This is a genomic window from Leptolyngbya sp. FACHB-541 (assembly GCF_014695875.1).
GTDB lineage: Bacteria > Cyanobacteriota > Cyanobacteriia > Elainellales > Elainellaceae > JAAUTN01.
In genome coordinates this window covers 19330-32925 of record NZ_JACJPC010000102.1, presented here as the reverse complement: position 1 = coordinate 32925, position 13596 = coordinate 19330, and the positions used below count along the sequence as shown (strand labels likewise).

Here is a 13596-nt window from a genome sequence, read left to right as displayed (position 1 = left end):
AAGGAATCTTAAAGATGAACAGAATGCGAGTTGCGATCGTTGGAGCAGGTCTGGCAGGCATGGCGACTGCCATTGATTTAGTAGATGCCGGGCATGAGGTAGAAATTTTTGAATCACGCCCCTTTGTTGGCGGCAAAGTCGGAAGCTGGGTGGACTCAGACGGCAACCATATTGAAATGGGGCTGCATGTCTTCTTTGGCTGCTATTACAACCTGTTTGCGCTGATGGAAAAGGTAGGGGCGATCGCCAACTTACGCCTCAAGGAACACACCCATACCTTTGTAAACCGGGGCGGGCAAACCGGAGCGTTAGACTTTCGCTTCATCACCGGGGCACCGTTCAACGGGTTAAAAGCATTTTTCACGACCTCCCAGCTTTCGCTTCAAGACAAGGCTCAGAATGCGATCGCCCTTGGCACCAGTCCCCTCGTGCGCGGCTTAATCGACTTTGACGGCGCAATGAAAACCATTCGTGACCTCGATAGAATCAGCTTTGCCGACTGGTTTCGTAGTCACGGTGGCTCCAATGGCAGTCTCAAGCGCCTGTGGAATCCGATCGCCTATGCGTTGGGCTTCATCGACACCGAAAACATTTCCGCCCGCTGTATGCTGACCATCTTCCAGTTCTTTGCTGCCAAGACGGAAGCCTCAATCTTGCGAATGCTGGAAGGGTCACCCTACGAATATTTGCACAAGCCCATCATTGACTATTTAGAAGCACGAGGCACCAAAATTCATACCCGCCGAAGTGTACGACAGATTTTATTTGAAGGAGAAGGCGCACAGACGCGAGTGACTGGTTTGGTTATTGCCAAAGGAGAAGAACAGGAAACAATCACCGCCGACAAATATGTCTGCGCCTGTGATGTACCTGGGATTCAACGGCTTTTGCCTTCTGAGTGGCGACAGTGGTCTGAGTTTGACAACATTTATAAATTAGATGCTGTGCCAGTCGCGACAGTGCAGCTTCGCTTCGACGGCTGGGTGACAGAACTGCACAACGACGCTGAACGCAAGCAGCTTGACCATGCCGCTGGGGTGGACAACTTGCTGTACACGCCGGACGCAGATTTTTCCTGCTTTGCAGATATGGCACTAACCAGCCCCGGAGATTACTACCGCGAAGGTCAGGGTTCCTTGTTGCAGGTGGTATTAACTCCGGGTGACCCCTTCATCAAGCAGAATAATGAAGCGATCGCCCAACACGTCCTCAAACAGGTGCATGACCTCTTCCCCTCCTCCCGCGAGCTAAACATGACCTGGTATAGTGTCGTCAAGCTAGCCCAATCGCTCTACCGCGAAGCACCCGGTATGGACCCTTATCGCCCAGCCCAAAAAACTCCCATCTCTAACTTCTTCCTTGCGGGCAGTTACACCCAGCAAGACTACATCGATAGCATGGAAGGGGCAACGATTTCAGGTCGGCAAGCCGCAAAAGCAATTCTGGAACCATAAAATTTGAAAGTGCCGAACTGAAAATTTCCCGCTGCCGACAGCTTCTAGTTCCGAATCTTCAGTTGCCTTTCATCCTTCATCCCCCATCCTTCATTCCCTCCCCCCTATGCCTGAATGGTTAGAACACAGCGTCCAGGTTGAAGTAGAAACACCGATGGAATTGGTGTGGAGTCTCTGGTCTGACCTGGAGCAAATGCCCCGCTGGATGAAATGGATCGATTCCGTCAAAGTACTGGATGATAATCCCGAATTGTCACGCTGGAAACTCGCCACAGGTGGTTTGGAATTTAGCTGGCTTTCGCGAATTCTCAAAGTCATACCCCACCAAATCATCGAGTGGGAATCAGTTGATGGCTTGCCCAACCGAGGCGCAATCCGCTTTTATGACCGGGGCGACAGCAGCATCGTGAAGCTAACCGTCGCCTACGCAATTCCGGGTTGGCTAGGGCGACTGATGGACAACCTCTTTTTGGGACGCGTTGTCGAGTCTACTATTCAGGCAGATTTAGAGCGTTTTAAGGAATATGCACTAAATGCCCAAGCTCAAAAAGAACAGGTTTAGGAACTAAAGCTTCTGCCGAAAATCTACAAAATTCCAGACGTGGACGTGCTGAGGGCGATTCAAGAAGGGCTCAAGGCATTGAATCCGATCGCCGAATTGCGTTTACCTATGAATGAGGAGTTGAATTTAGGTCCGATCTCCTAAATTTGCTTCAGAGACCTGCCTCGCCAAGTCCATCCCCATCCTGTTTCAGTTTTGATGATAGAGCCGAGGGCGATCGCCCCCACCAGCGCTCCTCCCACCCCAGTCAACCACCAGTAACGTGGCGGAATTTGAGAAACCGTCGCACTGCGCCGTCGCACGTCGTACTGCAAACTGATTGTGATGACAGAGAGGGCGATCGCCAGTCCTTCCCTAATACTCAAACCTACCCAAAGAAACTTCACCAGCGCAACCAGCAGCACTGCCCAAGGCACTGTACAAACCAACAAAATTAGGGCAATAAAGGAAAGCATTGCGCCCAAATTACGCCCAGAACCCGCATACAGATTTTTCGTCCAGCCTTCCCACAGCGCATTCCAAGAGCGATACATCCGTACAGCAGCAAGCTCTGATCCCAGCAGATAGCGCAGCTTCAGCCCACTTGATTTGACTCGCCGCGATAGCTCTACATCTTCGACTACCTCACCCGCAACAGCTCGATGTCCACCAATTTTCTCGTAAGCAGAACGTCGAAAAAACATGAATGGACCAGCTGCAAAAGCTGTCTCAGTTTGGGGATCATTGACCGCTTGAAAGTTAAATCCAACTAAAATCGTGCTGATAATTAGCGGTTGTACCAGCCATTCTGCTAAACAACCGCAAATGATTGCGGGACCACAGCTCAACAGATCAATTTGTTCTTGTTGAGCTTCATGAATGGCAGTTTCAATCGCTCCTGGCTTAAGTCGAACATCTGCATCTAAGAACAGCAGAAAATCTCCGCTGGCTTGCTCAGCTGCTTGAGTACAAGCCCAATTCTTCCCTACCCACACTTCCCCTTCCGGTTTAGGCTGTCCGGCTAGCACCTTGAGCCGGGGATCGTGGCGCTGCTGCTGAAGAGCGTGGGCGATCGCCAACGTCTCATCTGTAGACTGGTCATCTACAGCCCAAACCTCCAAAACTTCAGCCGAGAGTACCGTACTGTCTAAAATAGAGGTGAGGCAGTCCTGAATATTCTCAACCTCGTTGTAAGCTGGAACGATGACAGAAACGACAGTGCCCTCTGTCTGTTTAGGCTGTGCAAGTAGGTCAGCATGAACAGGATCATTCTGTACAATCTCCAGTTCTCTGTCATTACTTCTAAATCGCTTATGAAGTTGAGGAGCTTCGTGAATTGCATGGCGCAGCTTAGACCAGTAAGCTAGCGCTCCCATTAGAGCCAAAGCAGATGCAATCAATAGGATCAAAAGGATCAAAAACTTACCTCAACATCGTCTGGAGTTTGGTGTTCCAGCTTCTAGCTTATCTGTATACGAGTTGACGAGGTCTCTGCCTGAGTCTAGAATTTGCTGCTGTTTCACCTCAGACAAATCTGAGGTGTCGCTTCTTCAAATCTGATCGCCTACACTACCATCGCTACCACTCTCAGTAACTAAAAGCACAGTGAAGCAAGATCCTTCTATTAGAAAATCAAAACTTTTAAGTTAGGTCCATATTCCTTAGAAAGAATTTAGAATCCTTGCTTATAATCTGTACAGGAATCTTCTTTTTCCTACATAAGTCTCTGGATCAGTTTACAAAAAACCACCCATCGCAATTATTTAATGATGCCTCGGATACTCGTCATCGACGATGACCCTGCAATTTCAGAATTAGTCGCAGTCAACCTGGAAATGGCTGGTTATGATGTCAGTCAAGCATCAGATGGCATTAAAGGTCAGGCCTTAGCGCTACAGCTCCTGCCAGACTTGATCATGCTAGATCTGATGCTGCCTAAAGTAGATGGTTTTACAGTCTGCCAACGTCTCCGTCGTGATGAGCGTACTGCTGACATCCCTGTGTTAATGTTGACCGCGCTGGGACAGACCCGAGATAAAGTTGAAGGGTTTAATGCGGGCGCAGATGACTACTTGACCAAGCCTTTTGAAGTTGAGGAGATGCTGGCACGGGTTAGAGCGCTGCTGCGACGAACCGATCGCATTCCCCAGGCTGCTAAGCATAGTGAGATTCTTAGCTATGGTTCTCTTACCTTAGTGCCTGAAAGACTTGAGGCGATTTGGTTTGACAAAACTGTCAAGCTAACACACCTGGAATTTGAACTGTTACACTGCTTGCTTCAGCGCCACGGACAAACGGTGTCTCCTAGCGAAATTTTGAGGGAAGTTTGGGGCTATGACCCAGATGATGATATTGAAACCATTCGAGTTCATGTTCGACATCTAAGAACAAAATTGGAGCCTGATCCCCGCCATCCCCGCTACATAAAAACGGTTTACGGGGCGGGTTACTGTTTAGAGCTACCTAGTGCAGAGCAAACCAGCGGTGATACAGAATCTTCAAGCGTCCTTTGACTCAACCCTATTTCAGCAATACGGTGTTACGTCTTCACCACATTCGTCAGCTAGGTAGCACAACGCACGGAAGCGCAGACTCACCACCTGCTCATAAACTGGGTTGAGTTTGCACATGGGTGGAATATGTAGGAGCTTACGCCCAAACAACACAACATCACGTTCAAAAGGGCACTGGGCGGGGATCAGTTTGCAAATCAGGTGCGCTAGTTTAGAGTTCTGAATTTCGATCTGGTCGAGCCACTGCCTCAGTGGTTTGAACAGGTCAATCTTATTGTTGGCGTTTGGCAGTAGTTCTGTAGTAGGAGCGGAGATCTCGGTTGCATGAGTAGAGTGTTGTGACTGACTAGAATCGGCTTCGGGTAGCCAAACCCAACCTGGAAGAAAAATGCTTTGCTCAGGACTGCTTTGAGTAGAAGAGTTTGATTCCTTCATTGTGCCTTCCTTAATTCCAATGGAGAGACGGAATTGGGATTCCTGTGGGTGACGCGATCATCATGCCCAACTCAAACTGATTTTGAGTGAGTGATATCACCCATCTTTTACTGACTAGAGAAGGGAATCTCAGGAAGTTCACGAAGGCTTGATAGAGTGTTGCCTAGTAGGCATAGTGCCAATCACTCCAAATTAGGACAAAAAAAGGAGGTGGAGCTTTGCCCCACCTCCTTTTTTTATCTAGTATTTGTCCGGTATTAGGTTCGCTATGAAGCGACTTTGGCGGTTTCTCTTTCTCGTTTGGCTGGTCTAGAGGATGCAGTTGGGCTTTGCATCAAAAATACAAGAAGTGGGTTGCTCTGAAGCTCTTTGCGAAGCAGTCGTCGCAGTTCAGTTTCGATCTGAGCCTGAAGTTTTGTCCAGTCTACGTCGATTTCGCCATCGCCAAAGCTGTGAATAAATTCTTTCCAGCGATCGCTCAACAGAGCCTCAATCGTCTGCACAATCGCCTTCTCCAGTCGGGACTTTTCTACAGACGTAACCACGCCCCGTAGGTGAACTTCCGGTCTCGCAATTAGCTTACCTTCCCAGCCGACAGCCGCCGCTACGGTGACGATCCCATCTTCGGCTAGCTGCTGACGCTCTTTAAGAACACGCTCATGCACCACACCAGAGCGGGAAGCATCTACCAATTCGATGCCAGAGGGAACCTTGCCACCAATGCCAATGCTCTCAGGAGTTAGCTCAACAACGTCGCCGTTGTTGATAATGACCATATTCTCTGCTGGAATGCCCATGCTCTGAGCGGTCTCCGAATGCTTGACCAGCATCCGATGCTCACCGTGAACTGGCAAGAAGAATTTAGGACGGGTGAGTGCAATCATCAGCTTCTGGTCTTCCTGCGCACCATGACCGGAGACGTGAATGCCTTTGTCGCGACCATAGACAACGTTGGCTCCCTGCATCATTAGCTTGTCAATGGTGTTGACCACAGCAATCGTGTTGCCAGGAATTGGGTTAGCAGAGAAGACAACCGTGTCGCCCTTACGGATCTTCACCTGACGGTGCTCCTGATTAGCGATGCGCGTCATCGCAGCCATTGGCTCACCTTGAGAGCCAGTCGTGAGGATTAGCACCTGATCGTCAGGCAGCTTGTTGACCATGTTGAGCGGCACAAACAGGTCATCTTCACACTTGATATAGCCAAGGTTGCGGGCATGAGCAATCACATTCAGCATCGAGCGACCGATAACAGAGACGACCCGCTTATGCTTCTTCGCCAATTCCAAAATCATGTTGACGCGATGCACGGATGAGGCAAAGGTCGTGACCAGCAGCCGTCCCTTTGCTTGATTAAAGACACGATCGAGGTTGGGAAATACCGATCGCTCAGAAGGAGTGCTGCCGGGTATTTCAGAGTTAGTTGAGTCGCTGATGAGGCAAAGGACACCCTTTTCACCATGCTCGGCGAGCCTTTGAAAGTCGAAAAACTCGCCATCAACGGGGGTGTGGTCAATCTTAAAGTCTCCTGTGTGAATGACTACACCGACGGGGGTGTGTAGAGCGACCGTGAAGCTGTCAGCGATCGAGTGAGTGTTGCGAATGTACTCAACAAAGAAGGAATTACCAATTCGCACCATGTCGCGTGGGCGAACTGTTCTTAGCTCGGTGCGATCGCTGACTCCTGCTTCTTCTAACTTGCCTTCTAGCAAAGCCATTGCTAGCCGAGGTCCATAGATCACCGGCACGTCAAACTGCTTGAGGTGAAACGGAATGCCACCAATGTGGTCCTCATGACCGTGGGTGACAATCATGCCCTTAATCTTGTGGCGATTTTCACGCAAATAGGTCATGTCAGGCAGAACAATGTTCACCCCATGCATTCCATCTGTCGGAAATGCCAGCCCTGCATCGAGCAAAACGATTTCATCGTTGATTTCAAATACGCAGGTGTTTTTGCCAATTTCATGTAGGCCGCCCAGAGGAATAATTTTAAGGGCTGTTGAAGATTCGGTTTGACTCATGTAGGTCCTTAAGAACAGGTTTTGAAGAATTTGTATGGCGCTGAAGTTTGTATAGGAATTAGCGATACTGACGGTGCATTAAGTTGCACAAAACGACTCAGTTGCTAAGGTTCAACAGTGGTGTAGACAAGCCGGATGATGAGCTAGTCTCTGTATCTATGACAATTAAGCGGGGCTATTTAGTTGTCGGAAAACTTGATTAGGCAATTTGACTAGTTCGTCGATCAGCCTGCAATAGAGCCAGCTCATGCATCACCGGCTGAAGCAGCGACTCAATCTCATTCGAATCATCGTCTAACGGTAGACGGGTAGTGCCAACCTGCCAGCCCTGTAGCCTCAGTGCAGCTTTTACAGGAATGGGATTGGTCGTAGCAAAGAGAACCTTAAACAGAGGGAAAAGTTGCAGATGAATTTGAATTGCAGTTTGACTTTGACCGTTTGCGAAGGATTGGATCATCTGCTGGAGTAGGTCGCCCACCAAGTGGCTAGCAACACTGATCACCCCTTGTCCGCCAACTGCCAACATCGGCAAGGTAAGGGAGTCATCGCCACTGTAAATGCTAAATTCTGCGGGTGTCAATCGCCGTACCTGGCTAACCTGGTCGAGATTTCCGCTCGCTTCCTTGACTGCAATGATATTTGGGATTTCAGCCAGACGAGCGACGGTTTCAGGAAGGAGATTTTGTCCAGTCCGACCGGGGATATTGTACAAAATAATTGGCAAATCAGGGGTTGCCTCAGCGATCGCCCGAAAGTGTTGATATAGCCCAGCTTGCGGTGGCTTGTTGTAGTAAGGAACAACTTGCAATGACCCATCCAGACCTAGCTTATCTGCTTTTTGGGTAGCTGCGATCGCTTCTTGAGTAGAATTTGAACCCGTCCCTGCTATTATCTTAGCTTTTCCTGCGGTTGCTTGTTGAACAACCTTAAACAACTCATACTCTTCGTCCCAGCTTAGCGTAGGTGACTCGCCCGTGGTGCCACATATCACTAAACTATCTGTGCCGTGGTTTACCAGATGCGCTGCCAACGCTTCAGCTACAGCATAGTCCACGCTGCCATCTGCCTTAAACGGCGTAATCATCGCCGTCAAAACCCTACCAAAATTGCTCACACTCAGACTCACTCCTCAACTATTGGGGTATTCAGGGCAGGAGATTTACAAGGGAACTCAAGTAGAAACATCTCCAAACCCCAACTCCTATCCCCTAAACCCTACAAATTCGCGCTGCACCGACGGCAGCAGGTTTTGAGCGACTAAAAGTTCGGCAATTTGCACTGCATTGAGCGCTGCTCCTTTGCGGATCTGGTCGCCGCTGAGCCAAAGCTCTAATGCACAGGGATGGGAGATATCTTGCCGGATACGTCCGACCAAAACGTCATCTTTCCCTGATGCTTCTGCTGGCATCGGGAAGTAATTTGCCTGCCAATCTTCTACTAGTTTGACACCTGGTGCTTGACTCAGAATTTCTCTTGCCTCAGCAACGCTAAAAGGTTGGTCAAATTCTAGATTAATCGCTTCCGAGTGGGCTCGCAAAACGGGTACCCGAATGCAGGTAGCAGTCACCCGTAGATCTGGGGCATCGAAGATTTTTCGAGTTTCGTTGACCATTTTCATCTCTTCTTCACAATAGCCCTGCTGGTTAATCGGCGTATTGTGAGGAAACAAGTTGAAAGCGAGAGGATACGGAAATATTTCGGTGACAGGCTCTTCCCCCCGCAAGATTGCTTGAGCCTGCTGCTTGACCTCCTCCATGGCGCGTGCGCCGGCTCCACTTGCAGATTGGTAGGTCGAGACAACAATTCGCCGCACAGGTTGAACCTGATGTAATGGGTAGACGGCGACGTTCATCAAAATGGTGCTGCAATTGGGGTTGGCAATAATGCCCTGATGGGAGGCAACTGCTGCTGGATTGACCTCTGGCACAACCAAGGGTACGTCAGGCTGCATCCGAAAGGCGCTAGAGTTGTCGATCATTACTGCTCCAGCGGCGATCGCCTTCTCTGCCCAAGCTTTAGAAATAGAGCCTCCGGCCGAAGCCAAAACCAGATCAACGTCGTCAAAAGCGCGATCGCTTACTGCCTCAACGTCTAGCTCTTCTCCCTTAAAGGACAGTTTTTGTCCGGCAGAGCGGGGAGAGGCTAATAGTTTCAGGTGGGCGATCGGAAAGTTGCGGCTTTCCAATAGTTGCAACAGTTCAGTTCCGACCGCTCCAGTTGCCCCCAAAATTGCAACTCGATAAGTTTGTGGCAAGTTAACTTCCTCCAAGTGATGTAGCTGTAATTCCAAGCTTTTAGAAAAGAATCTGCAGTTCAAGCCTGTTCAAGGCGAAATGATGCGAACGGTCTAGATCTCGAAGTGCTTACTGAATTGCAGGTACCTGTACAAATTCTGAGAAAAAGCTTTACTGCTTTGTAGACCGACAGTAAGTAACCCGCAAGATTCTTAAAGATAAAAATTTTTGACAAGGTAGAAGCGATTCAAGCTGAAGAAGGCTTTTGTAAAATTTTATTTCTAAAAATCAACCCTTTGAAAGGGCATCAGAAAGTAAAATATTTTCTGAATCATAGCGGATCGAGCATCAGTCTTAACAAATGTGAATAAATGTAAGTGGATTTCCCTGGTAATTGAAATTTTTTGGCAGAGTACCCTGATGACAGAAGTGAGGATGCTACTAGAGTTAAGGTGTAATGAGTTAATGAGATTTGTCCCTGCGACATTTATGTCTGTTCAGGATCAGCTAACATAGCTAATTGCAGCAGCGCTGAACTGTTTTCAGCATCCTTGCAACTGTGCCATAAGAGGTTCGATGAAAGTTACTCAGGAAAAGCTTCCCGCTAGCCAGGTTGGTCTAGAGATTGAAATTCCCCCCGAAATGTCAAAGCAGGCTTACGAAAAAACCCTGCAAGAGTTCACCCGTGCTGCAAACATTCCTGGGTTCCGCAAAGGTAAAGTGCCGCGCCAGGTCTTAGTTCAACGATTTGGCTCTAGCCGACTCAAAGCCGCTGCAATTGAGGAGTTGATTGAAAATAGCCTCAAGCAGGCAATCGAGCAGGAAAAAATTGAGGCGCTCGGCAATTTCCAACTTCGTTCCTCGTTTGAAGAGTTGGTCAGCCAATTTGAGCCAGGTTCTGCTCTCGTTTTCTCTGCAGTGGTAGATGTACCGCCAGAAGTGACACTCAGCCAGTACAAAGGGCTGCAAGTCAAGGCAGAAGAAGTAACTTATGCCTCAGAGCGGGTTGATGAGGTACTAGAAAATTACCGTAACCAATCTGCAACGCTAGTGCCTGTAGATGGACGGGCAGCGCAAACCGGAGACGTAGCAGTTGTTGATTTCAAAGGGCGGCTGACGGGCGAGGAAGTCGAAGCCGAATCTGCTGAAATTCCGGGTGGCAGTGCTGAAGATTTCCAAATTGAGCTTGTGGAAGGCAAATTCATTGCAGGCTTTGTAGATGGCATCATTGGTATGAGCCTGGAAGAGACAAAGGATGTTTCTGTTACCTTCCCTGACGACTATCCGCAGCAAGATTTGGCGGGTAAAGCAGCGGTGTTTACTATCACCCTGAAGGAACTGAAAGAGAAAGAATTGCCCGAGCTGGATGATGATTTTGCTCAGGATGTAAGCGATTTTGAAACCCTGACTGAGTGGCGAGAATCTCTGGAATCTCGGTTCAAGCAGGAAGCGGAGCAAAAGACCAAGGCAAACAAAGAGCAGGCGTTGCTTGATGAGTTAGTCAAGCACATTGAAGTTGAAATTCCTGAAACTCTGACGAAGCAGGAAGTGGATTACATGATCACTCAGACTGCGATGCAGTTGAGCAATCAGGGATTAGACGTTAAGCGACTGATGACGAAGGAAGTGATTCCGCAGTTACGGGAGCGATCGCGCCCTGATGCGATCGCCCGCATCCAGCGAACGCTTGCTTTGGGAGAAGTTGCCAAGCGCGAGTCTATTAAGGTTGAGGAAGCAGAGGTAGTAGCAAAGGTCGATGAGATCCTGGAGCAATATGCTGACCAGACTCAAGACATTGATATGGATCGGCTTCGGCAGTCGGTTGAAGATGACTTGCTGAGAGAGAAGATTCTGTCCTGGTTAGAAGAGAATGCTACCGTTGAGCTAGTCCCAGAAGGGTCATTAACGCCTCCTGAGACGCTTGAATCAGATGCAGATGCGGATACCCTAGAAGCAGCGCAAACCGCACTAGAATCAGATGCAGAAGCATCTGATGAGCAGTCTGAAGAAATAGCTGCTTCAGGCAGTCCGACAACGGTGGATACAACTGCTGAAGTCGTAACAGACGAGGCAGAAGTGGAAGAAGCCGCAACAAATACTGACTCAGCAGCTGAGGACGAAGGTTCAGCAGGTAAGACAGGCAAAGCTTCTAAAGCAAAATCTAAATAGCCTTTGAATCGCCTCTGCCGATTTTCCAGTCAGTCCTAGGTTAGTTGAGGCATAATGGCGAATATAGGCGACCTGGCGATCGAACCCCTCTAAGTCCGATTTCTGCTCGTTCATTTGCCTAGTGTTGATCACATCACCTACCGCTGCCTTACTTCTATATGCTTGTATCTCAGTTCTCCGATCCCCTTTTAACCAGCACTCGATCACCAGAAATCGATTCTGTGATTCCGATGGTGGTCGAGCAATCTGGTCGAGGTGAACGGGCGTTTGACATCTATTCACGGCTGCTGCGAGAGCGCATCGTGTTTCTAGGAACTCAGGTCAATGACGAGGTTGCTGACTCCATCGTGGCGCAACTGCTGTTCCTAGATGCTGAAGATCCCGAGAAAGATATTCAACTCTATATCAACTCTCCGGGTGGTTCTGTAACTGCAGGTATGGCGATTTATGACACGATGCAGCAAGTTCGCCCTGACGTTGTTACGATCTGTTTTGGTCTAGCTGCCAGTATGGGCGCATTTCTCCTGACAGGTGGTGCAGCAGGCAAGCGTCTATCGCTTCCCAGTTCTCGCATTATGATTCACCAACCTCTTGGTGGAGCACAGGGGCAAGCAGTTGACATCGAGATCCAGGCAAGGGAAATCCTTTACCATAAGCGCAAGCTCAATGAGTTGTTGGCTCATCACACGGGTCAACCCTTCGACAAAATTGAGGCTGATACGGAACGCGACTTTTTCATGTCAGCAGCAGAGGCTAAAGACTACGGTCTAATCGATCAAGTTATCTCTCGGCAGAACCTGCCTGCGGCGAGAGAGACTGTTACTGCATTGAAATAAGAGGCGACTATGTCTAAATACGACTCTCATCTCAAATGTTCCTTCTGTGGTAAGTCGCAGGAGCAAGTCCGCAAATTGATTGCTGGTCCAGGAGTCTACATTTGCGATGAGTGCGTAGATCTCTGTAACGAGATTCTGGATGAGGAACTGTTTGACTCCAGTTCAGCGGTTCCTCAACCTACTCCGCGAAGGGAACAGCAGCCCGAAAAGCGGCAGGCCCGTTCAGCTAACATTTCTCTCAATCAAATTCCTAAGCCCAGAGAGATCAAAAAGCATCTAGACGAGCATGTAATTGGTCAGGATGAAGCGAAAAAGGTTTTATCCGTTGCAGTTTACAACCATTACAAACGGCTTAGCTTTGTTCAAGCAAAGGGCAGCAGCAAAGCAGATGATTCTGTAGAGCTGCAAAAATCTAACATTCTATTGATTGGTCCGACGGGCTGCGGAAAGACACTTTTGGCGCAGACGCTGGCAGAAATCCTTGATGTTCCTTTTGCGGTCGCAGATGCTACAACGCTGACCGAAGCTGGATATGTCGGTGAAGATGTAGAAAATATTCTCCTGCGTCTGCTACAGGTCGCTGATCTGGACGTGGAAGAAGCGCAGCGTGGCATTATCTACATTGATGAAATTGATAAGATTGCCCGCAAGAGTGAAAATCCTTCGATTACTCGTGATGTCTCTGGTGAAGGGGTGCAGCAAGCGTTGCTGAAGATGCTGGAAGGCACGATTGCCAATGTGCCTCCTCAAGGTGGACGCAAGCATCCTTATCAGGACTGCATTCAGATTGATACGAGTAACATTCTGTTTATCTGTGGCGGTGCCTTTGTTGGGTTAGACAAAGCCGTTGAACAGCGGATCGGCAAAAAGTCGATGGGCTTTATTCAGCCGGGTGAAAGCCAGCCCAAAGAGAAACGAGCGGCAGATGTGCTTCAGCATCTTGAACCGGAAGATCTGGTTAAGTTTGGCATGATCCCAGAGTTTATCGGACGAGTCCCCGTCGTAGCGGTAGTTGATCCGCTGGATGAGGAAGCTTTGGCTGCAATCTTGACTGAGCCCCGAAATGCTCTGGTGAAGCAGTATCAAAAGCTGCTGAAGATGGACAATGTGCATCTGGAGTTTAAGATTGAAGCGGTGAAGGCGATCGCCAAAGAAGCCTATCGTCGTAAAACTGGAGCCAGAGCGCTGCGCGGCATCGTCGAAGAACTGATGCTGGAAGTGATGTATGAATTGCCCTCTCGCAAGGACGTAACTCGATGTACGATTACTCGCGAGATGGTTGAAAAACGCTCCACCGCTGAGCTGTTGTTGCATCCTTCCTCTCTGCCCAAACCAGAATCAGCATAGAACCTCATTAGAACGTCATACTGAGCCTCAAACCTGTTTGAAT

11 protein-coding genes are annotated in these 13596 nt (G+C 48.9%); 6 read left to right on the top strand and 5 right to left on the bottom strand.

Going from position 1 to position 13596, the window contains the following annotated elements:
• The first annotated feature begins 23 nt into the window (after window positions 1-23).
• Together zds and H6G00_RS21485 are read left to right on the top strand one after the other, a co-directional pair.
• The gene (zds, locus tag H6G00_RS21490) at window positions 24-1454 is read left to right on the top strand and encodes a 9,9'-di-cis-zeta-carotene desaturase (protein WP_190798354.1); all 1431 of its coding nucleotides are present in this window, start codon (window positions 24-26) and stop codon (window positions 1452-1454) included.
• A gap of 106 nt (window positions 1455-1560) precedes the next feature.
• On the top strand, window positions 1561-2016 hold the full coding sequence (locus H6G00_RS21485) for an SRPBCC family protein (protein ID WP_190644181.1): 456 nt from the start codon (window positions 1561-1563) through the stop codon (window positions 2014-2016).
• A 140-nt stretch (window positions 2017-2156) separates the two neighbouring features.
• Here H6G00_RS21485 and H6G00_RS21480 read toward each other — a convergent pair whose 3' ends face one another.
• The gene (locus H6G00_RS21480; RefSeq protein WP_190798306.1) at window positions 2157-3413 is read right to left on the bottom strand and encodes a glycosyltransferase family 2 protein; all 1257 of its coding nucleotides are present in this window, start codon (window positions 3411-3413) and stop codon (window positions 2157-2159) included.
• Window positions 3414-3764: 351 nt separating this feature from the next.
• Between H6G00_RS21480 and H6G00_RS21475 the strand changes: the two genes are divergently transcribed.
• The gene (locus H6G00_RS21475) at window positions 3765-4508 is read left to right on the top strand and encodes a response regulator transcription factor (RefSeq protein WP_190646325.1); all 744 of its coding nucleotides are present in this window, start codon (window positions 3765-3767) and stop codon (window positions 4506-4508) included.
• A 12-nt stretch (window positions 4509-4520) separates the two neighbouring features.
• Here H6G00_RS21475 and H6G00_RS21470 read toward each other — a convergent pair whose 3' ends face one another.
• The 4 genes from H6G00_RS21470 to H6G00_RS21455 form a co-directional block, all read right to left on the bottom strand.
• Window positions 4521-4799, bottom strand: coding sequence for a Mo-dependent nitrogenase C-terminal domain-containing protein (locus tag H6G00_RS21470; RefSeq protein ID WP_347277364.1), 279 nt, complete (start codon window positions 4797-4799; stop codon window positions 4521-4523).
• A gap of 410 nt (window positions 4800-5209) precedes the next feature.
• Window positions 5210-6967 carry a ribonuclease J gene (locus tag H6G00_RS21465; RefSeq protein WP_190646105.1) on the bottom strand — a complete coding sequence of 586 codons (1758 nt, stop codon included), beginning with the start codon at window positions 6965-6967 and terminating at the stop codon, window positions 5210-5212.
• A gap of 199 nt (window positions 6968-7166) precedes the next feature.
• The gene (gene dapA / locus H6G00_RS21460) at window positions 7167-8081 is read right to left on the bottom strand and encodes a 4-hydroxy-tetrahydrodipicolinate synthase (protein WP_190646106.1); all 915 of its coding nucleotides are present in this window, start codon (window positions 8079-8081) and stop codon (window positions 7167-7169) included.
• 87 nt (window positions 8082-8168) lie between these two features.
• Window positions 8169-9221 (bottom strand): aspartate-semialdehyde dehydrogenase, encoded by a 1053-nt coding sequence (locus H6G00_RS21455; protein WP_190798304.1) that lies wholly within the window; start codon window positions 9219-9221, stop codon window positions 8169-8171.
• Between the two features lie 556 nt (window positions 9222-9777).
• Between H6G00_RS21455 and tig the strand changes: the two genes are divergently transcribed.
• From tig to clpX, 3 genes are all read left to right on the top strand, one after another.
• Entirely contained in the window at window positions 9778-11370 is a 1593-nt protein-coding gene (gene tig, locus H6G00_RS21450; protein WP_190798303.1) for a trigger factor, read from the top strand.
• Window positions 11371-11528: 158 nt separating this feature from the next.
• Complete coding sequence (gene clpP, locus H6G00_RS21445; RefSeq protein ID WP_190646108.1) at window positions 11529-12206, top strand: ATP-dependent Clp endopeptidase proteolytic subunit ClpP; 678 nt, start codon at window positions 11529-11531, stop codon at window positions 12204-12206.
• Between the two features lie 9 nt (window positions 12207-12215).
• Window positions 12216-13553 (top strand): ATP-dependent protease ATP-binding subunit ClpX, encoded by a 1338-nt coding sequence (gene clpX, locus H6G00_RS21440; RefSeq protein ID WP_190687055.1) that lies wholly within the window; start codon window positions 12216-12218, stop codon window positions 13551-13553.
• Window positions 13554-13596 lie beyond the last annotated feature (43 nt).

Excerpts from the sequence above, each read along its gene's own strand:
- tig (WP_190798303.1), top strand. The coding sequence starts at position 9,778 with ATGAAAGTTACTCAGGAAAAGCTTCCCGCTAGCCAGGTTGGTCTAGAG.
- clpP (WP_190646108.1), top strand. The coding sequence starts at position 11,529 with ATGCTTGTATCTCAGTTCTCCGATCCCCTTTTAACCAGCACTCGATCA.
- H6G00_RS21465 (WP_190646105.1), bottom strand. The coding sequence starts at position 6,967 with ATGAGTCAAACCGAATCTTCAACAGCCCTTAAAATTATTCCTCTGGGC.
- zds (WP_190798354.1), top strand. The coding sequence starts at position 24 with ATGCGAGTTGCGATCGTTGGAGCAGGTCTGGCAGGCATGGCGACTGCC.
- H6G00_RS21485 (WP_190644181.1), top strand. The coding sequence starts at position 1,561 with ATGCCTGAATGGTTAGAACACAGCGTCCAGGTTGAAGTAGAAACACCG.
- H6G00_RS21475 (WP_190646325.1), top strand. The coding sequence starts at position 3,765 with ATGCCTCGGATACTCGTCATCGACGATGACCCTGCAATTTCAGAATTA.
- clpX (WP_190687055.1), top strand. The coding sequence starts at position 12,216 with ATGTCTAAATACGACTCTCATCTCAAATGTTCCTTCTGTGGTAAGTCG.